Origin of the sequence: Lachnoclostridium sp. (assembly GCF_031997925.1) — a bacterium.
Taxonomy (GTDB): Bacteria; Bacillota; Clostridia; order Lachnospirales; family Lachnospiraceae; genus Lachnoclostridium.
Window position 1 is genome coordinate 104678 of record NZ_DAMADT010000005.1, and the last position, 22295, is coordinate 126972.

Below are 22295 nucleotides of genomic sequence, written 5' to 3' on the forward strand. Positions count from 1 at the left end.
AGCATACATTTCTGCCTTCCAAATCTCGGAGGAATCAAAAAATCTTCCATATTCAACACAACCTTCAGTGAATAGAAGTTCTTGTTCCGGAAATTGTTCTCTCACTAAATCAAGTGCCTCAAAATGATCTCCGGTATACCAATGAAAAGCCATACCGCTAATGCACTCTCTTGCCCTAGAATCAGAAAGAATTTCCTTTGCTCGCTCATATAGTAATTCTTTGTTATGGTCCCAAACATATATTTTTACATTACTAAGACCCTCCTCCTCTAAGACAGGTCCCAGATAATCTCTGACAAATTCCATTTCCTGTGCTGAACTATAACGACAGGAATCCCATACCTGTGTTGCTTCGGGCTCATTTTGTACCGTTAGCATAGATATAGTAATTCCGTCTTTTTTACAATCCTTAACATAGGTTGCTATGTACTTCGCCCAATCTTTTTTATATTCCTCTTTTAATTCGCCACCATGATTCATATCATGATTGGTCTTCATAAATGCTGGTGGTGACCATGGGGATGCTAAGAAAGTAATAGTATCCTTACTAAGTTCGATTGCTGCTTTTATCATAGGTACAATATATTCTCTGTCTCGATCTCGATTAAACTTTTGATTGATATCCTCATCTTTTTCAAGATATGCATAGTTAAATAGTGAAAAATCACAACTATTGATATGCGTTCTTCCTAAGGTATAGTGAATTCCATTCTTACCAAAATATGCATTTAAAACTATCTCTTTCTTTTCTTTACTAAGCTTTGAAAAATTATAACCGGAAGCCTCTGTAAATGCGCCACCAAAGCCACGAATTGTCTGGTAGGTTAGTTCTGGGTATATAGTTACAACCTGATTACTCCCTACTTTAGATGCTATGAATTCCTCTGATTCTTGTAAAAATATTTCTTATGATAATCCGTTATTACTGTTCTAATTTTCATACCAACCTATCTCCTTCCTCCTTACTAACACCATTGCATACCACTGCTGTTTACAAATGTAATACTGTCATAATAAAATATACTCATTGCCTATCGTATTTGATTACAACTATAGTATAGCTATAACTAACTATGATATTAAGAAAAGGGTTATTGTAACGTACCTTCTGAAAAGAACGACCATTAACAAACCCCTTTTTTATCATAGCTAAAATCACACCCTCCTATCATATCTTTATTTCCAATATGGTGTCATTTTTTTAGTTTTCACTTAACCTTTTACTGCTCCTGCAACAAGACTTTGTTGCACCTGATTACTAAGTAAGAAATAAATTAGAATGGTTGGCAAGGTAGCTATTACCATGCCTGCACCAATCAGTCCCCAATCGGTAGAATATTGTCCAGCAAAGGACATAATCCCAACCGGAAGAGTTCGATATGTGGAGCTATCCACAAGAGTATTTGCAAACATCAATTCATTCCATGTCCCAAGAAAAGTAAAGATAGATGCAGTGGCAATCGCTGGTTTAATAATTGGTAGTATAATTTCTAAAAAGCAACGGAAAATTCCACTTCCGTCAATATATGCTGCTTCTTCGATTTCTTTTGGTATCCCTTTATAAAAACCTGTCAAAATCATAATACTCATCGGAAGCGCAAACGAAATATAAGGAATTAATAGTCCAAGATACCCCCCCTTTAATCCCAAACGGTCTAACACTTGAAATAAGGGAAGTAATGCTGCCTGTGTTGGTATCATGATTCCAAGTGAAAATAAGCCAAAGACGAAACCTCGAAGTTTCCATCTCATTCTTGCAATTGCATACGCTGCCATCGCAGAAAACAATCCAGATACTACTACCGTCACAAAGGAGTAAAAAACAGAGTTTAAAAAGTACTGTAGTATACCACCATCCGTTAGTGCTGTTTTATAATTTATCCATCGAAATTGTTTGGGTAATCCGATGATGTTTTCTCCAAAGATTTCAACATTGCTTTTCAATGAAAACGTAATCAACCAATATAGTGGAAATAGCTGTGTAATTGCGATAAGACTTAAGATAAGGAGTAATGTAATCTTGTTTACTTTTTTTGATGTTATTTTCTTTCCCTTCATAGTTAGCCTCCATGCTGCGACTGTTTTGGGAGCAGCCAATGGCTCAAGTTTGCCGCAGCACAAACTTGGTGAGTGAAAGATTAAAATCTTTCACTCTTACCTCCCATCTACCTTAGATTGCTGAAGCATTGTCTTCTGCTTTTTTAAACATTCTACCAATCAGGTAACTAAACAAAAGACATTCCACAACAATTAAAAAAGCCTGCGCACTACCATAACCATATAAGCCACGACGGAATAAACTATTGTACATTAACGTTCCTGGAACCTCACTCGCGTGATTTGGCCCACCTCCGGTCATAACATAGATTAAGTCAAACGCACGAAGTGACCCGGTCAGAGAAAAGATAAGGCAGGTTTTGATTACTGGTGCTAACAAAGGGATGGTAATCCGAACTGAAATCTGACGATTTGTTGCTCCATCTATCTTTGCTGCCTCAAAATAATCACTAGAAATAGACTTAATCCCTGCATAAAACAAAAGCATATGATAACCAATATATTGCCAAACTGCGGGTATTACTGTTGCTAAAAAAGCTGTTGATGGAGTAGAAAGCCAAGAAAATTCAAACTCCTTGTTTCCAAACAACCGAATAACCATATTCAGTAATCCGTATTCACTGTGAAAAATTTTCATCCACAACTGACCGATTACCATGCTTGAAATAACAACTGGAACAAAGTAGACTGTTCGAAAGAACTTTTCTCCTTTTACACCTCTTGCCAAAACAATCGCTATCAATAACGAGATTGGTAATTGAATAAAAATTGAAGCCCCTGCCAGAATAAATGAGTTTATTAGTGCTTTTAGGAAATACTGATCCTTTGAAAACAAATCAATATAATTTTGTAAGCCAATTAAGTCCTTAGTACCTACTCCGTCATATTCAAACAAACTATAGATACCAGATGCTACCAAAGGTGCAACAACAAAGCAGAGAAAAAGCAACAATGCAGGTAAAATAAAGAATGCAATCGTTCTTTTCTTACCTAACATACGATCCATAGAAAATCCCTCCCATACTTATTTCAAGGGCGTTTGTTAGACAAAGTGAACCCTTTCTAATATTTTTGCTTATAAAAAGGGCTGTGCAAAATGACAGATACCTATTCATTTAGTCACAGCCTTGCTTTTTATACTACTAAAAATTGAATCTATCATTCCTCATGTCGCTTTGCACATGATACAGCAACATTATTTATTAATTGCCGCTTGATGCTCATTTATAAATGCTGTTACATCAGCATTTGGAGCAAATAGTGTCTGAACCTGTTCATTATGAATGGTAGCTGGATTCGCATCTAAGGAAGTATCCCAAGCCAATACACCTTCCACACTATCCGCTAATAAGCCTTTAATCTGGATAAATAAAGGATTTAATTTACTCTCATCTAAGTCGACATTCCAACCACAGAATCCAGTGCCAGTTTCATATGCTGCTTTTCCCATCTTCTCGTTGATATAGATTGCGAACTCAGCTGCTTCTTTTTCGTATTTCGTATTCTTATTTACCCAGAAGGACTCTACAAAACCACCAGCATAATCCGTTGCATTTCCCATTCCTTCAATAACTGGAATCTTACATGCTACTACATTCTCAGGATTTATTGTCGCTGTAGTATCTGTGTATACTTGATTTGCAAACCAGCTTCCCATTATTCTGATAGCAGCTTTTCCGCTGATAAAGGCAGAGTTTGCATCATCATTACCAGATTCTAAAGGATTTTTACCGAAGGCGCCCATTTGATATAAATCTACAACTTTTTTAGCTGCTTCTGCATATCCTTCTCCTTCGAACTTTGCATTGCCGCTTAACATTGAATTAATACTTGTTGCACCAACTTCACGAAGTGCTAATGCTTGATAAATAAATGCTGCATTCCAACCATCTTTTGCTCCCGCTGCTATTGGTATTACACCGTCTAAAGTATTCAACTTATCAACTGCTGCTACAAGCTCATCGTAGGTCGTTGGAATTGTAGCTCCTGCTTGATCAAACAGATCTCTGTTACAAAACATCGTCATATACCATGAAAACATTGGAACAGAGTATGTTTTTCCATCGTATACAAATGCTGTAGTTGAACCAGGAAGTATCTTCGCTTTTACCTCTTCTGTCAGATAATTATCAAGCGCAAGTAATTTATCTGCATTCACAAGCTTTCTAGCCATTCCAGCACCCCAGTAATAAAATACATCAATACCACTTGCTTTTCCTGCAAATTCTGCTGAAATCTTTGTCTTATATGCTTCTGTATCTAATGTCTGTGTATTTATTTTCACATTTGGATGATCTTTTTGATATGCTACTACTGCCTCATCATAGAGTTTCTTTAATTCATTGGTATCATTTGACCATTGATGCCAAACATTAAGAGTTACCGTGTCCTCACCATCGTTATTCGTTGCTTTATCATTGTTCTTACCACAAGCTGCCATACTAATGGTTAATGTTCCAACTAAGAAAAGTGCTGCTAACCTTTTTACTAATTTTCTCATAATACCCTCCATTCTTCTGCTTTAGCGCATATAAAACAATATGAACTTTGTGCGCTTACACTAATTACTCTATTTGTTTTACTTTCCTAAAACCCCCCAAAACAATTTCTAACTTATGATTCTCCTATCATTGACCTTATCACGCTCGCTTGCAAGTCGGCATCAAAAGCCATTTCGTATTCCTCATTGTTTCTTCCTACTGGTAATACCTATCGTTAAGAATAGGAACCCCTCCTATGTACACTATCACTACCTAACATTGCATGCTTTGTTGATAATGAAAGTATATAAAAAAAAGACCGTAACCTCAATTTAATATTTTTACAAAAAAGGTTACTATTTTTACTATAGCGAAAATTTTTAATCAAATGGAATAGCTTAAAAAGTAGTCTATTTTCTTGTAGACATTTCAAAGTTACCTGTAAAATCAAGGAATATAAAAAGTGAGTAGGTAGCTTCGCATTCTCTCCTTACTCACTTTTTACATTCAAGACTCTAACAATTGTTTTGAGCTAGATTTCTTTGCCCTTTGCTTTTATGTATTCTTTGCTTTTATGTATTCTTTGCTTTTATACCCTTTGCTTTTTATATTCCTTAACCATTACCCCAACCTGCTTTTTGAAGCAGATACTAAAATAATGTGGATCGCTAATCCCAACTCTTTCCGCAATTTCATAAACCTTTAAATCTGTCGTATCTAGTAATCTCTTGCTTTCTTCTATTCGCTTTCTCGTAATATACTCAATCAGACTTTCACCCATTTCCTTTTTAAATATACGACTTAGATAACTTTCATTCACATAGACATCTTTAGCAATTCTCTTTAGTGTTAAGTTCTGCTCATATAGATGCTCTTCAAGATAAGTAACTACTTGGTCAATTAATTTACTTTTTTTACTTCGGATGGTATTATGATAATTCAATATCACCCCAATACTTTCTTTTAAATACTGTTTCATACTCCATATGGTATCGATTTTAGAAACCTTGGCATACATATCATCCTGATCAATAATATCTTCCAAGCTTTTTCCATACTTCGTTAAAACGGTAGATGCTTTCGATAGCATACTCATCGTGCTTAATTTTAGATAATTCGGATCGAATAATCCTTCCTTACTCATAGCCTTAAGATAATAATCTAAGGAATCAAAAACCTGACTCTCCATCCCATCCTCTATAGCAACAATAAATTCTTTCCAATCAAATTTCTCCATAGAACTACTTTTTCTTTTCATTCTACGATACTCACGATATGGAATAACACAATTTTTTCCTAAGATAACACTCGTTGAAATTGCTTTTTGGCTCTGGATATAAGTATGAAGAATGCCTTGAAACCCATCCTGTACCTCGCTTATTCCAATAATACATTCTATTCTCAATTGATTTAAGATACGTTCTAAAAGCTTATGCGCTATCGCTTCTTCCTCCATTCCTTCTAGGCTTGGAATAAAAAGAATGATATTATACAAGAAATGTTGAAAGATAACCATATCATCACTGCCGATTGACTTTGCAACAAAGAGCATTTCCCTGCTTAATTGTAATTTTTCTTCCTCCTTAGTATCTGGTGAGAAAATAGGCTTAATATTAATACAGCAATTTCTCTTTAATATTCCTTCATAACCATAGAGAGTAAGTTTATTCCTTGCCTCTTCTTCTTCCACTCTTCCTTCTACTAGACGCTGTAGAAAGCTCTCTATTACTATTTCATGATGTTCATGAACAGTTTCTTGTAATTTAACATATTCTGTATTAATACTCTTTTGCTCCTCAATCTCTTTTTTAACTTTGGTAACAGTTTCTTCCAAATCCTTTATATTCACAGGTTTTAATAAAAAATCTTTTACACCAAGTTTTACAGCCCTTCTGGCATAATCGAACTCTCGATAACCAGTAACAATGATAACTTTGCATTGAGGATACTGTTTCAGAATCTCCTCTGTAAGTTCTAGCCCATCCATAAAAGGCATATTAATATCCGTAACAACCAAATCTGGTTGTTTATGATTCATGATATCTAACGCTTCTTCTCCATGAGAAGCTTCACCGATAATCTCAAATCCTCGCTCTTCCCAATAAAATCCTTTACGAATCAATACGCGCTCTAATTTTTCATCATCTACTAATAAAACTTTTATTTTCATATAAACCACCATTTCTACGCTTTTTCGTATTATTTAGATACAAAACCTATCGTATCAATTGATTTATTTGCCTGTTTCTATTCCTTGGATTTCTTAACTCGAAGAATTACTTCTGTACCAATGCCAACTTCACTATGAATTGTCATAGGATTTTTTACATCGTAAAATAACGCTATCCTTTGAATTGAACTATACAAACCAAAACCTGATTTTCCGGTCTTTGTTTTTCCCTCAAGAATTTGTTTTATCCGTTCCTCAGACATTCCAACACCATCGTCTGTAATGATAAAAATAATGTCCTCCTCATCAAGATATCCTTTCACATGAATCGTCCCCTGTCCCTCTTTGTTCCGAATACCATGATGTACTGCATTCTCGACGATTGGCTGTAGAATCAGTTTTAAGATAGGCTCTTTTTTTATCCTATGTTCTATGTCACATACAAGTGTAACTTTATTATCATAACGAATATTTAATATGGTCACATAACTTTCAATACAACTTTGCTCATCATCCACTGTAACTAAATCCTGACCACTATTTAAACTATTTCGATAAAAATTCCCCAGAGCTTGTGTCATCTTAAGGCAATTTTCATGATCTTCAATAAGTGCAAGTGCGGAAACAGCATCTAAGGTATTGTATAGAAAATGAGGATTGATTTGTGCCTGTAATAATTGTAGTTCCCCCTGGGCAATAATTTTTTCTTCCTTCTTCACCTGATGGATCAAGTCAATAATTGCCCGAACCATCTGATTAAATACCCTTTTAAGTTGTGAAATCTCATCGGTTTGCTCTGGGTTTATAGGCATTTCAATAAATTCACCACGTTCCACCATCTCCATTTGTTTTTGAACTTTTGAGAGCGGATGAAAGATTAATTTCGTTAAAACTAGGGAACATACAAACACAAATATAAAATTAAGGCCAATGATAAGTAGGATGGAAGATTTATAATACTCACTTAAATTCATATTATCGCTGATAGGAAGCATACCAACTAACTTCCAATCATGAATATTTAGGTCTTGCCTTGCTAAAATCACAGATTGGCTATTCGCATGACAGACCTCATAACCATTTTCTACCTCTTGCTGCGTCAGAAAATACTCGTCCATTGTCTTATCATAATTAGAGGGGTAAATTACATAATTGCCCTTAGAATCAACGATACAATACTGTGAATTGTACTGTTTTCCAACCTCATCAAAGTATTTTTGAATTGTTTTTTCATCAATGGTTAGTAAAAGTGTTGCCAAAGGGGAATAGTCATCAACATCGGATATTTCACGAACAAGTGAGATATAATTATGATCTGGTCTAGTAATAAACTGAATGATATCTTCACTTTTTGAGATAAACATTGGCTCACCCTTATTTTGTTTTAAGTCCTGAAACCAGTTGGTTTGATACACCTTGTCTTTGTTTACGGAGATGGGTCCAATTTTATGAGAGTAATAATAGTTGTTATATATATCAAAAATAAATACACTCGATATGTAATCGCCTGAAAGTAACATGTTCACAAGGCTACTCTGAATTGTCTGGTGGATATGAGGATCAATGCTAGCAGAATCAATGTTTTTTAAAGAATTTTGAACATTACGATCAAAGTATATCAGTGTGGAAAACTGGTTAACATTGTCGAATATAAAATTTAAATTTCCCTTTAATGCATTGACGGTCTGCATCGCAGCATCTCCGACCTCTCGTTCCAAACTTTTTTGATGAATAATGCGAAATATCCCTACAGAAAGCGTGAATGATAAGATTAGAACACTTAGATATAAGAAAATTATCTTAGTACGTATGTTGATTCTTCTCTTGATAGCTTGGACTGCTTTCCTTACGTTCATATTGTTCCCTCCAAGTTCACGCTTTCATCCTATTTAGTAACATCTATTCTGTTCATTGTAATATTGCATAAACATTATACCATACTTTGGTAATAGTGGCATTTCTTTTGCAAAACTGCCTTCTGATCCAAATTTAATAAGATGGTTGGCGAATTTTCGTCTGAAGTATCTCGGTTTTCAACGATTAGTACTTTTCCTTGCTGATTTAAGGTATGAGTATGCCAAACTCCTTTTTTTACATTATATATTCGATTCGGTTCCATAAAGATAGCATCTATTTCTTCTAAACTATCACCCATCCCACCAGTAAATAAAGTGCATTCTCCCTCTAATAAAACAAATACTTCATCCGTTTTATTGTGCTTTTGCATGTTTTCAATCTGATCAATCGAAAGCTCATCACAATAATTTAAGATAGCAACTCGCCATGATTCAAAATCTATTAATGGTTGATATCCATCTCTATCATAACTAACTACTTCAATCCATTCTTTTTTCATAATAGGTCTCCTCACTAGCTTAATATGATTGTAATGAAATGCTTTTGATGATCAGAAAGTTCCAGTATATCACTTCGTCTTATACAAGCAAGATCCTGGGACTTGTAATGCATTCCGTCTAATATAATTCCTGCAACCTGATACTCTGTTACATCCATCTTCTTACTGTTTTGATACGTAACTTCAAAGGATTTATCTGCAAATATAAATTCAACCTTTGCTGTACCATCCTGCCTAAATTGCTCCAAGAGTAGCTTCGGTTCAAAATATAAATCGCCTAATCTTCCTTTAATACCAAACATTTCTGTAAGAACTGTGAGTAACAACCAGCTTGCTGAGCCTGTCAGATAATGATATAATCCACGACCATTTTCCCCGATATATTCTGGAATTCCAGGATATATTCTACTTACATCAAAATTGTTACAATGCTTAAATAGGCTATCTATTACATGATATCCCTCTTTTGCAAAACCGCGTTGATATAAAGCATTGGCATACATAATTGCCATATGACAAAATACTGCTCCATTTTCTTTTTGACCATAGGCAAATCCAAACATTCTGCCCAAATCAAGCTTCACTTCCCCAAAGTCAGTATTTAGTCGATAACCACCCATTTTTTCTTCATATAGATAATGATCTGCTGCACGAATTACATCCTTTACTTGATCCTTTGTTGCAACCCCTGACATAATCGTAAAAACCTGGCTGGTTAACATCATTCGAACACCCTGAGCAAAATCACCTTCTACCCTCTGGCCATGATTATCATAATAGCCATTAAACCAATGAAATCCTTCCGCATTTGTTAACCATTCTTCGCTACGGATGTGCTCTTTTATCCATTCAGACTTATTCTTTAAATTACAAACTAAGTCAGATACTAAAACCTCCTCTTTATGCCCACTCACAGTCTCCTTCACTTGCTTGCAGTAAGTATAAAGAATTTCCTTTTTACGCTTTATATCGCTATAGCAAGTAATATCTTCTGTAAATAATAGTTCCATTTCTTTTGCAAGGAGTATACTTGTAACTCCACTTTCCTCAAGTTTTTCTAAAAGCTGTGCTAGTGTTGTAAGATTTAATGAATAAGCAGCTGTAAATGCAACACTTTCTCCACGTTCCTTTGCCATATCAAGTGCATCATTCCAATCCGCACCACGCAAGCGGATGTGATTGTGCTCGCCCACATCATAAAATGCAGTTAAGTTTTGTAGCAATAAATGCTCTAAGATTGTACCTTGGTATTCTTCGCCCTCAACTGTCCTAACCCTTTTTCCAAGACCATCGTTATATTGGGTATCCTTTTCTTCCCCTCTTAGCGCTTGCATATCTTTAAAGTAGGTTACCTCCTCTAATAGGAAGTTAAGATCGCCGCTATGCTTTATGTACAAATCTGTGGTAAACAAAGGCCAGACTCCATGATCCATCCATACTCTTGTGATATTATTTCGATCTGCAATAAACTCTCCCTGTTTTGCTCCAATGATAGTTGCATTCGTACCATCCATACGGATTCCTGAAAAATTATCTTGCAGCATACCTCGAACACCCGACGGGTTCATCATAAGTAGCGCTAAACAATCTTGCCAAAGATCACGCCACCCTCTTCCACCTTTTCCATAATCATGGTGTGGTAAGAAGGAGCAACCATAGATTCGTCGTAACATCGGCTGAAAGTTTACCCAATGCATAAAATGGTCAAAGTCCTGATTTCCTGTATGATAGTGAATGTTAATTTTCTGATTCCAATAATTTTTTGTATAAAATAATATATCCTCAAAAGCTTTTGATGAAAGGAACTTAAACGCTTCTTTCTTAAAGTTTTCTTCCGAATTTCCATACCCCATTGCTACAAGATATGTCCTTTCTTCTCCCACCCTTAAGGTCAATTTTTCAAATACTAGTCCTCCAAGTACCTCGTATCCTGCCATTGTTTCACCAGCCAAAACTGGTACTGTGTTCTTAGCATAAAGAGCTCTTGGTTGTTCGAAACTTCCACCCTCACCAATAAAATCTTCTACCGTAGGGTAGAAAGATACAGGAGGATTCGATTCCCCTGTAGAACCAAATACCCCATAAATAACTTCATTTTTCTTATGCCCACGTTCGTCAAAAGTAAGTGTCGGATTTACTATGACTCCATACTCTGTTGTATGAATCCGATGTAATAAAGAGGTAACATGACGATGGTCTCTATAGTTATCTGCAGATCTTGCATATAACGGTATTGCAGCAATCGGTGTAAAGGTTATATTATCACTACCAATATTTTGTATCGTTACCCTCATAAGCTCTACGGTCTCTCCAGAAGCAGGTACCAGGGATAACACCTTGGCTGTTAGTCCATAAGTTTCTGAGATTCTCTCGACCTCCTGCCACATAACCCCCGCCCTCAAATAGGTTTTCTCCTTTTCTTCTTGAAACAGATTTGCCTGCTGATCACTGGAATTTCCAACCACCGACCAAGGCTTTCTCCCTACCACGTCACACCAAAAATTTCTCGATGCTTTACTGTTATGTAATTCTTCAGCACTCACAGGTGCCAATAAAAAGGTATTCTGCTCCATCTTATTGTCACCATGTAAGGAAGGTGTCACCGATGCCATCACCCCGTTTTCATTTGCAATCGGAAAATAGAGATAACTTGTTAACTCTGGGTCCTCTAACATAAAATCAGCATATTCATTCAGATATTGATATTGTCTCATTTCATACTCTCCTTTCAATTAATTAGTTGATTCCTATTCAAACGTAACTTTGGTTGCATAATCCCCCCAGTATCTATTATAGAATTCTACTTGAAAATAAAAATCTATTATTTTTAGTTTTTGGTGCAATATTTTTACTCTTTCAATAATTCATCGAAACTTTAAAGTAATAAAATAGAGCTATTGCTCCATAGATAATTACTATCTATGGAGCAATAGCTCCTCTTTATGATTGTATATACTTCTATAAATTTATTATCCTCTATGCTGGTAACTTTTCAAACTGGCTGTTGTATAGATTTGCATAGAATCCGTCAAGTTTCATGAGTTCATCATGATTACCCTGCTCAATAATATCGCCATCCTTCATACAAAGGATAATATCTGCATTTCGAATCGTTGAGAGACGATGAGCAATGATAAAGCTAGTTCTACCCTTCATTAAGTTATCCATAGCCTTTTGAATTAAAACTTCTGTTCTGGTATCAACAGAGCTAGTAGCTTCATCTAGAATAAGAATCTTAGAATCCGCAAGTACAGCTCTTGCAATAGTTAACAGCTGTTTCTGACCTTGCGATATATTGCTTGCTTCTTCGTTTAAAACCATCTGATAACCATCTGGTAAAGTACGAACAAAGTGGTCAACCTGTGCGGCCTTTGCTGCTTTTATTACTTCTTCATCCGTTGCATCTAATTTACCATATCGGATGTTATCCATAATGGTTCCGTTATATAACCAAGTATCTTGAAGAACCATACCAAACTCAGTACGAAGATCAGAACGAGCGAAGTCTTTGGTATTATAACCATCTACATAGATATCACCACTATTAATATCATGGAATCTCATCAATAACTTAACCAGTGTTGTTTTACCAGCACCGGTTGGACCAACAATCGCAACCTTCTGTCCTGCTTTTACCTTCACGGAGAAGTCTTTAATAACTATCTGATCGGTATCCTCATATCCAAAACGTACATGTTCAAAGGTTACATCACCCTTAAGATCAACATCGTTCATGGTAACCTTTACATCATCTTTACTTTCTTCGTTTTCATCTAAGAATTCGAATACACGCTCTGCAGCTGCTACCATCTGTTGAATTTGATTTGAGATGTTGGCAATCTGTGAGATTGGCTGAGTAAAGGAACGAACATATTGGATAAATGCCTGAATTCCACCAATTGTCATAGTTCCACCTGCTGCCATCGATGCACCAACAATACATATTAGTACATAACCAAGATTACCTACAAAATTCATGATTGGCATCATTAATCCAGAAAGGAAATTTGATTTCCAAGCGCTCTCATAAAGCTTTTCGTTTTCTTGGTCAAATTTTTCAAGAGATTTTTCCTCTCCATTAAATGCTTTGACAACCAAGTGTCCACCATACATCTCTTCGATATGTCCATTCACACGTCCAAGATACTTTTGCTGACCTTGGAAATATTTTTGAGACTTCTTAACTACGCCTAAAACCAATAATAAGGAAAATGGCAAGATTAATACCGCTATGATGGTTAGCTTCCAACTAATGGAGAGCATCATAATTAATACACCTATAACAGAGGTAACTGAGGTAATTAATTGAGTAATACTCTGATTTAAGGTCATGTTTAAGGTATCTACATCGTTTGTAATTCTTGATAATACTTCACCATGACTGGTTTTGTTATAGTAGCTAAATGGTAGCTTATTCATCTTCTTCATGATAGCATTTCTAAGATTATAAGCCATATTTGTGGATACACCTGACATTAAGTGCCCTTGCATATAAGAAAAAATAGCACTTACTACATAGAGGAATACTAACCACAACATGATAGATGCTATATAGGAAAAATCAATTTCCCCACCTTTTCCAGTGATTTTCCCCATGATACCATTCGTTAATTCATCGGTTGCTTTCGATAATATCTTTGGTCCTACAATTGTAAATACTGTGGAGATAGCTGCAAACACAATAACAACGAAAATTTGTATACGAAACGGTGCTAGATATGACATTAACTTTCTGAAACTACCCTTAAAGTTCTTTGCCTTCTCACCACCCATTCCCATACCGCCCATCGGACCGCCACCCATTGGTCCTCTTTGGCGTTGCGGTACCTTAGGAGTTACGTTTGATTCTTGACTCATGCTAATTCCTCCTTTGATAACTGGCTTTCCGCAATTTCTTGATACTCTTTACAAGTAGCAAGGAGCTCCTTGTGTGTACCAATACCAACTACTTTACCTTCATCTAACACAATAATTTGTTCTGCATTCATAATTGTACTAACACGCTGTGCTACGATTAACACGGTAGCATCCGATGTGAATTTCTTTAAAGCAGCACGAAGTGCGGAATCTGTCTTAAAGTCTAATGCTGAAAAACTATCGTCAAAGATATAAATTGGTGGTTTCTTCACTAATGCTCTAGCAATGGATAAACGCTGTTTCTGTCCACCACTGACATTGGTACCACCTTGTGCAATCGGGGTTTTAATACCTTCCTCTGTAGACTCAACAAAGTCCTTTGCCTGAGCAACCTCAATCGCTTTATCTATTTCAGGTATCTCAGCTAACTCTTTACCATAGCGAATATTGGATTCAATATCACCAGTAAATAAAACACCCTTTTGCGGTACATATCCTATCAAATCTCTAAGTTCTTCTTGTTTTAAATCTCGTATGTCAACACCATCGATTTCAATATTTCCTTTTGTAACATCATAAAATCTAGGAACTAAATTAATCAGTGTTGATTTACCAGAACCAGTGGAACCGATAAATGCTGTTGTTTCACCTGGTTTTGCAGTAAAGCTAATATTCGCTAATACATCCGACTCTGCGTTATTATAACGGAAGGATACATCATTAAATTTAATTTTGCCCTGCACATTTTTTCCGTTTTTCTTTGCTTCTTCAATTAAACTAACCGTTTTCTTTTTATCGTTTATCTCGAGTTCAGTATCTAAAACTTCACGAATACGAACTGCAGAAACAGACGCTCTTGGTACCATAATAAACATCATTGCTATCATTAAAAATGCCATGATGATTTGCATTGCATATTGCATAAATGCTAACATATCACCAATCTGTAAAGTAGATTCTGCAATTGCATGACTACCACTCCACACAATAACTAATGTGACACAGTTCATGATAAGCATCATAGCTGGCATCATAAATGACATCGTTCTTTGTACAAAACGATTTGTTTTACTTAATTCACCATTGGCTACTTCAAAACGATTTTCCTCATAACCTTCATTACCAAATGCACGAATTACCATCATACCGCTTAAGTTCTCACGGCTAACTAAGTTAAGACGGTCAATTAACTTCTGTAATGATTTAAATTTTGGTAATGCAATCCCGAATATAATCGCAATCAGACCAAGTAAAATTAGGACAGCTACTGCTATAATCCAGCTTAAGGATACGGATTTATTTACTGCAAAGATAATACCACCGATACCCATAATTGGTGCATAGCACATCATTCGTACACCCATACCAATTAGCATCTGTACTTGCTGAATATCGTTTGTTGTTCTAGTAATCAAAGATGCGGTTGAGAATTTATCATATTCTGCACTTGAAAAGCTTTCAACTTTAGAAAATACATCTCTTCTCATACGTTGTGCCACTCTAGCAGACATTCTAGAAGCTAAAAATCCAACTGCAATAGCAGCAATAACACCAGCAAATGTAATAGCAAGCATTTTTATACCAGTAGATATAATATAAGTTCTTTGTAAATGATTCAGATTTACACCAAGTTCTTCATAAAACATTTTAGTAAATAAACTACCCATCTGAGCATGAAGAAAAGAATCGCTATCAGAAGCTGTCTGTATAAATGTTCCCATAGCTTCTTTTGGCATAGCCTGAATCATAGGAAGAATCTCATAAAGATTATCTGTTGTCATTCCTGCAAAATTTTCATTCGCATTATCTGTAGTGGTGGCTTCAGTTGTCTGTCCACCCTGTTGTTCCATCTGCTTTTGAATCATGGTAACAAATGCTAAAGCAGCCTTACCATAACTGTCTTCTATTGGTACTAATTCTTCTTTGCTTAAACTTTTTTCTACATATATGGATTCCTGATTTAATAACTCATAATCTTTACGATACGTGTTTGCATCTTCGGAATCCTTATCTATTAATTGGTAAGCGTTAAGAAATTGTTGTTTGTTCTCCTCTGTCATAAAGGCTGTGATAAAGGTCATTCCATTTTCACTAATCGCCTTTGGTGCCTTTTCTACAATACCACCATTTTGTATACCGTTCGTTACAATTTCACTCATTAGGGTTGGTAAGCTTAAGTCACTCATCGCCTGCCCAAATAATAGCACAATACAAAGAACCACAACCCCTGCAAAGGGTTTTAGGTATCTCATTATTAATTTCATGCTTATTCCTCCTTGTCATTTTCCATATCATCTACAGCTTTCGCAATTTTAAACATTACGTTACGCACAGTTTTAATTTCTTCTTCCGTCAATGGCTCAACAAGCTGACAATGAAATTTCTTCATCGTACGCCCTACCTCCTGTGCAATGTTCTTTCCCTCCTCACTTAGAATAAGCTTATATTTTAAAACTCCAGCGCTCGTATAGTCTCTAAAAACATATCCTTTTTCTTCTAGAACATTTACAGCTCTGGAGGTATTCGCCTTATCCACACAAAGTTTTCCACAAAGTTCTTTGAACGTCAAACCATCTGGTTGATCCAACAATACCAATAGATACATGGCATGAATACTAGAAAGTCCATAAGGTTTTAAGGCCTCCTGTTGTCGCCTTTGCGCCATTTTTTTAATCTTATCAAACCAGATGAAGTTTTCTGACCTATGTTCATACATAATTATCCTCCTAACCTTCCTATATAAACAAGAAAAAGCAACTTTGAAAACTAATCCTTGTCATGAATCAAGAGCACAATCGATAAAAACATTATATTTTCAGACGCGCAAAATATTTCCTAACTAGAATATTTTATAAACGCTTATTTCTGAGAATAAAAAATGTTGACGGCTCAACAGATTGCTATTCTAGCACCATTTTGTTGAGTCGTCAACAGATTTTTTTATAATTTTATATTTATTTTAGATTACTTTAGTATTTACTACCTTCCTTTATTTATCCATTCTTATGATGGGTATTTCTATATGAATATGGAACCCCTTCTGTCCATCCGAACCAAACTCAAAGGAACCACCAAGTTTTTTTACTCTTCCCTCCATACCGCTTAACCCACAACCCACTTTTACATGATTACAGCCCTTTCCATCATCGATTATATAGATTTCTAGTGTTTTTTGATAATATCGCAGAAAGAGATGAACAGTTTTTGCGTCTCCATGCTTTATCGCATTTGTGACTGCTTCTTGGCATATTCGAATGATAGCTTCATTTTGTGCTGAGTTAAGCTCATATGGCCTACCTTGTGTTGTAATCTCTAATTGCACTTTTAAGTTACTTAAATTTTTAATAGCTTTTATTATGCTTGTCTGCTGAAAATCAAATTCATTTCCCTGAATTGAATTTTTTAAGTCTTGTACACTTTCCGATAATAACTCCTCGAGCATTGCAAGTTTTTCAATTGCATCTTCTCTACATCCGTCCCTCGCTGCAACCTCAGTGGTACATAGAGCAACCGTTAAACTATGCCCTAATATGTCATGTACATTTTGAGCAACTGATGACTTCGCTCTCGTTGAAACCAAATCTCTCTTGGATTTGATAGATTCCTTTAGATTCTGGTCCATGATCGCTAAATACTGATTTTTTTTCTCCAGTTCCATCATTTTATCAACAGTATTCGTTATTTCCTCCACATAAATCAAATACCTATTTGACTTTAACCGATACTTTTTCACTACAAACTTACTATCTTTATAGGAAAGCAGATATTCTTTCGTTAAATTGGATAATAAAAACTCTTTCAATTGTTCCTTTTCTTTCGGTACTAGCTCATTTAGACTATCTACGAAGTTTGAGACGTTACAAAATCCACCTTTTATTACTGGAAACATTTGAACAAATAATTCATTCGGAGTATTTAAGACTCCTTTCTTATTCATAAGGGCGACACCTCGTGGCAACTTTTGATATAAAACCTGATAAGACACCGGCGTTATATCCAATAAATGAAAACCAAGTGTGGGTAGGATAATAAGAAAAAAGGTGGAACAGATTTTTACAACCGTACCATCAATTTTTAAAAAGCTAAGTTGTGGTAAAATTCCTAATTTCTGCAACCAAAATAGAAACATTAAATATGCTGTTATTGCTATCGTTATATGTAATATAATCCGAATTTTTTTATATGCTCTACCAAAAGTACGAATATGCATCGCACAAATTAGTATATAGAGCGAAACAAAAATATAAACATGATGTATTACAGATAAAACATAGTAAAACATTCCACGTTTTTCATAATCGATATTAATCGATATATAAAACATATGATGGAGTGGATTTGTAAGTACGATGATAAGACCTAGAATAGGTAAAATAGCACTAATCCACTGCTCTTTTCTTGCCATTTCTTCTCCACCATAAAAGATTAAGGAGAATATAAAAAGTGAATATTGATACCCAAAATACCCAACATATTGTACTATGATAATAATCCAGTTTATATAATCCTCAGTAACAACGAACCTGCAAACTTTGGCTATCATCCAAAAAAATAACGCAACTAAAAAGAAATAAAATTTATCACGAAGGATGGATTTTGAAACTTTAAAGGAGATATAGATAGTATAGCAAAATAATAACAAGATAAAGAATAATAAGAATAAAATCGTATGATACTTATCCTGTAATTGCTGTACGAAAAGCAGCATTGCATCTCTCCTTCCTTACACCTTTAAATTTAACACAGACGTTCTTACTTCCAGAATTATTTTTCGAATGTCCTCAGCAAGATTATTTAATTGTAGTTGCCACGTCTCCTCATCAAAGTTCTCATTCATACGTAGTACATGGACCTGATTCATCACATCTTCTACTCGTACTAATATGGAGTTTTGGATTGTTTGGAGTAATTGAAGGCGTGCTCTTTCTTCTTCTAATGTATTTATAATCTGTAACTGCTTTTTATACATCTCAATGGAGCGAAATAACATATCGTTTTGTTTTTGTAATTCTAATTGTAATTCTTTTTCTTTCGTAGTTTCATGTATAACAACATTTGTATATACATGGGAATTTTCCAAATTATAGACAAAAAAAATCGTAACTAAGTACGCTCTACCTTCCAAAAAGCATTCAAAAGTTACTTCATCTTTTCGTTTCTTTATATTCTCCCATATTTCTTCACGTTCTTCTTGTTGTTGATTATGAAGCAGACAATGAATGAAGTCATATAATTTACAATCCTTAAGTTGATAAATTTTCTTTCCTTTTGAATTGGCTTCTATGATTTCATCCTTAGAATTAAACAAAAAGACCCCCTCCTCAAGTGAAAAAAAAATCCTTTTTAAATCACTAGGCAAGGTTAGGTAATTAGATAATTGCACAAATATATAAAATAGACCTTTTTTACGCCGTAAAGCCATGATAATATTCTCCTCTTTTAAAGTAAAAAGAGAGCAGCCAAATAACTTCTCTTTTTGTTTTAGCATCGGAAGCTTCACTTTCGCTTAAATAACGCTGCTTTGTAATGCAAATATAGCCAATTGTGTTCTGTCTTTCGTTCCTGTCATCTCTAACATTCGTGAAATTCTATTTTTCACCGTTCCCTCAGAGTAACAAATCTCAGAAGCTATTTCACTATTACTCTTACCTCTAGTTAGAAGTTTTAAAACAATTAAATCAGTAGAATCAAAATCTAATTCTTTCGTACTTAAAGAAAGCCTTTTATATTCATCACAACTTCTCTGCATCTGTAACAATATATATTCCTTAATACTATCATATACAACAAACAGTCCATCATAGACAGACTGTATCATATGTATTAAAGCATCGGGTTTTATATCCTTTATTATATAGCCATCCGCCCCGTTTGCTAGAGCTGGATAGATGTACTTCTCTTCTTCAAATGTAGTAAGCATGATACATTTTATCTTGGGAAACCGTTCCTTTATTTTAGAAAGAGCATGAATACCATCCATGTTAGGCATTTTAATATCTAATAATATGACATCTGGATTCGTCTCTTCACAAAGTTTAATCACATCTCTTCCATCACTAAGACATCCAGTAACTTCAAACCTCTCTTCTTGAGACAACACCTTAGCTAGCATTTCTCTTAAAAGACTTTGATCCTCAACTATTGCTATTTTAATCAATTTAATCCACCCCTTAAGTAATCCAAGCAATAGAAGCCTAGAATTAGCTAGGTTCTTGCAACTTTTACATCCTTATACTCTACTAGTAATATATAACGAAATTTTACTACATAATCTTGTAATAATAAAGTACACTTCACGAATTATTCAACGAATGAATAATAATAAATTTATTATCGAAATTATAAAGTATCAATTTTTACCATTTTATTGTTATACAATAAATTTAGCACATTTTATAATCTAGGTCAATAAGACTAGACATGCATAAAAAATTGTTACTCATTCATAAATATCACACTACAAAATCTGAAGTTCTTGATTTATTTTACTTTTTAGATAAAAAATGCCTGTCATATCACTCTTATTCAATTATGATAAACCTTCGGTTAAGGGGGCGAATTGTTATCATAACTTTATATAGAATGTTATAGCAGACACTCTTTTGTATTGCAAAGTCACGACATAATGCGACTAGAAATACCAAGATAATTACTTAATATGACATAATTCTACCATGTCGAAGCTTTTACTTCCAGTGCCACATGACTAACAGAAAATGACTTTTGGCTATTTATATTAATCGCTAGTAACTTTTTGAAAAATAACTTATCTTTGACACATCTACGCCATCATTTTGTCAATTATTCCCAATATAATTATTTTAGATAAAAGCACAATGTAAGGAGGTATGACATGAAACAAAAGAAATTTACTAAAATCTTATTCACTCTTTTTCTTACTATAATGATTAGTTTCCCATACAATACCGTCTATGCAAGCAGTCTCACAACTGGTAAATTTGATGCAGTTACTGACACAGCCTATAAACTAGAACTCGATTATCAACAATTAAATTTAATCTTTAGTGCGTATGATAATGCTAATTCCGTTACTTCCTCAATTACTCTACCAACGGTGTGTATGAATCAATCTTCTGTAATCTGGTATTCCGATAATGAAACAATCATTAGTAACGCTGGTAAAGTTACAAGGCCGACTGGGACGGACACTACAGTAACCTTAACCGCAATCTTAATCAATAACAATCAAACAAGGATTAAACAATTTTCTGTACTTGTAAAAGGTAATCAGATTATTGTACCTAACTTAACTGGCATTAGTGATAACTATGTGGTTGCACAGAACGAAAAATTATATTTAAGTGGAATGATATATGCAACCTCGAAATTAACAAATGTCACCGTACAGCTTTGGAAAAACAATACAAAAGTTATTTCTGAAACTAAGGTAAATCCACAAGCAACCAGTTATAATTTAAATAGTATATCTTTTGATCCGAACTATTTAAAATTATCGAAAGGTACTTATCAAATAAAGATTTACGTAACATCAGAAAATTACTTCGATACGTCGACCCCGCTAAAAGTGTCTACTTTAACGGTAAGCGAAGATAAGAAAGATCTATTGGATGACGAACGTGATTTACTCTCCATTATCTTCTCAAATAATGACAAATCAAGTAGTGTTATTTCAAATATTATACTTCCTGTGTTAGGGAAATATGGGTGTAATGTAACATGGCAATCCTCTCATCCATCTATAATTAACTCTCAAGGTATTGTTACAAGCCCATTATATGATACGAAAGTAAAGTTAACAGCTACATTATCATTCTATGGATTTAGTGTGCAAAAAACTTTTAATCTCGAAGTCCTTGGCACTTATACAAAGAATTCGATTACTATTAAACAATCCGAGACTGTTATTAATAATAAGAATACAATCTCTTTAGACTGGAAATCTAATCATAACGGAAAAAATTTAAAATCAGTTCGACAGACGACGATCCAGATTTACACCTACGGTACCAATGAACTCCGTTTTGAAATGTCTGCAGATACTGCTCTAACTTCTTGTACCACAAGATTGGACCCAGGGGTATATACGGTACGCATCACTTATTATTCCTCACATAAGGCATTGGCTTCGGGAGAAACAACAATCATTATGAAATAAGGTTACCTCATATTGGAACCCATAATATACCAAGCAACTCTGCTGTATGTTTTACACTGTCTTTATGATTTAGGACGCGGTTTATTGCCCACATCTTTTGTTCAATAGTATGTTTACTCTTTCCCATAAAAATATGCTCCTACTTGGATAAACAGTTTTATTATGTTAACTGTCTACACAAGGGGAGCATATCATTATTCTTAATTGAATGCTTTTCTTATATCACTATGATTAGTT

Annotated in this window: 15 protein-coding genes; 1 reads left to right on the forward strand and 14 read right to left on the reverse strand. The window is 34.8% G+C overall.

Translation table 11 applies throughout. The features are described 5' to 3' along the window. From RTP52_RS05560 to RTP52_RS05625, 14 genes are all read right to left on the reverse strand, one after another. A partial coding sequence (locus RTP52_RS05560; protein WP_312369858.1) for a glycoside hydrolase family 30 protein occupies positions 1-903 on the reverse strand: 903 nt, incomplete at its 3' end. 309 nt (positions 904-1212) lie between these two features. After that, positions 1213-2058 carry a carbohydrate ABC transporter permease gene (locus RTP52_RS05565; RefSeq protein WP_312369768.1) on the reverse strand — a complete coding sequence of 282 codons (846 nt, stop codon included), beginning with the start codon at positions 2056-2058 and terminating at the stop codon, positions 1213-1215. Between the two features lie 112 nt (positions 2059-2170). Further along, positions 2171-3064: a carbohydrate ABC transporter permease gene (locus RTP52_RS05570; protein WP_312369770.1), complete on the reverse strand. Its 894-nt coding sequence runs from the start codon at positions 3062-3064 to the stop codon at positions 2171-2173. Between the two features lie 189 nt (positions 3065-3253). Next, complete coding sequence (locus RTP52_RS05575) at positions 3254-4558, reverse strand: ABC transporter substrate-binding protein (RefSeq protein ID WP_312369771.1); 1305 nt, start codon at positions 4556-4558, stop codon at positions 3254-3256. A gap of 569 nt (positions 4559-5127) precedes the next feature. Next, positions 5128-6708 carry a response regulator gene (locus RTP52_RS05580; RefSeq protein ID WP_312369773.1) on the reverse strand — a complete coding sequence of 527 codons (1581 nt, stop codon included), beginning with the start codon at positions 6706-6708 and terminating at the stop codon, positions 5128-5130. 77 nt (positions 6709-6785) lie between these two features. Then, complete coding sequence (locus RTP52_RS05585) at positions 6786-8564, reverse strand: sensor histidine kinase (RefSeq protein ID WP_312369774.1); 1779 nt, start codon at positions 8562-8564, stop codon at positions 6786-6788. Positions 8565-8638: 74 nt separating this feature from the next. Beyond that, a complete protein-coding gene (locus RTP52_RS05590; RefSeq protein ID WP_312369775.1) occupies positions 8639-9064 on the reverse strand; it encodes a hypothetical protein in 426 nt (141 codons plus the stop codon). Between the two features lie 14 nt (positions 9065-9078). Next, the gene (locus RTP52_RS05595) at positions 9079-11778 is read right to left on the reverse strand and encodes a GH36-type glycosyl hydrolase domain-containing protein (RefSeq protein WP_312369776.1); all 2700 of its coding nucleotides are present in this window, start codon (positions 11776-11778) and stop codon (positions 9079-9081) included. 262 nt (positions 11779-12040) lie between these two features. Next, complete coding sequence (locus RTP52_RS05600) at positions 12041-13921, reverse strand: ABC transporter ATP-binding protein (RefSeq protein WP_312369778.1); 1881 nt, start codon at positions 13919-13921, stop codon at positions 12041-12043. Further along, positions 13918-16185, reverse strand: coding sequence for an ABC transporter ATP-binding protein (locus RTP52_RS05605; protein ID WP_312101265.1), 2268 nt, complete (start codon positions 16183-16185; stop codon positions 13918-13920). Before RTP52_RS05605 ends, RTP52_RS05600 begins: the two co-directional genes overlap by 4 nt. Positions 16186-16187: 2 nt before the next feature. Then, positions 16188-16637: a MarR family winged helix-turn-helix transcriptional regulator gene (locus RTP52_RS05610; protein ID WP_312101267.1), complete on the reverse strand. Its 450-nt coding sequence runs from the start codon at positions 16635-16637 to the stop codon at positions 16188-16190. 273 nt (positions 16638-16910) lie between these two features. After that, on the reverse strand, positions 16911-18629 hold the full coding sequence (locus tag RTP52_RS05615; protein ID WP_312101269.1) for a sensor histidine kinase: 1719 nt from the start codon (positions 18627-18629) through the stop codon (positions 16911-16913). A gap of 15 nt (positions 18630-18644) precedes the next feature. Next, positions 18645-19229, reverse strand: coding sequence for a hypothetical protein (locus tag RTP52_RS05620; RefSeq protein ID WP_312101271.1), 585 nt, complete (start codon positions 19227-19229; stop codon positions 18645-18647). Positions 19230-19427: 198 nt separating this feature from the next. Next, positions 19428-20078, reverse strand: coding sequence for a response regulator transcription factor (locus RTP52_RS05625; protein ID WP_312101273.1), 651 nt, complete (start codon positions 20076-20078; stop codon positions 19428-19430). A gap of 696 nt (positions 20079-20774) precedes the next feature. On the opposite strand from RTP52_RS05625, the gene RTP52_RS05630 reads away from it, so the two are divergent. After that, positions 20775-22058 carry an immunoglobulin-like domain-containing protein gene (locus tag RTP52_RS05630; protein ID WP_312369781.1) on the forward strand — a complete coding sequence of 428 codons (1284 nt, stop codon included), beginning with the start codon at positions 20775-20777 and terminating at the stop codon, positions 22056-22058. Positions 22059-22295: the final 237 nt, after the last annotated feature.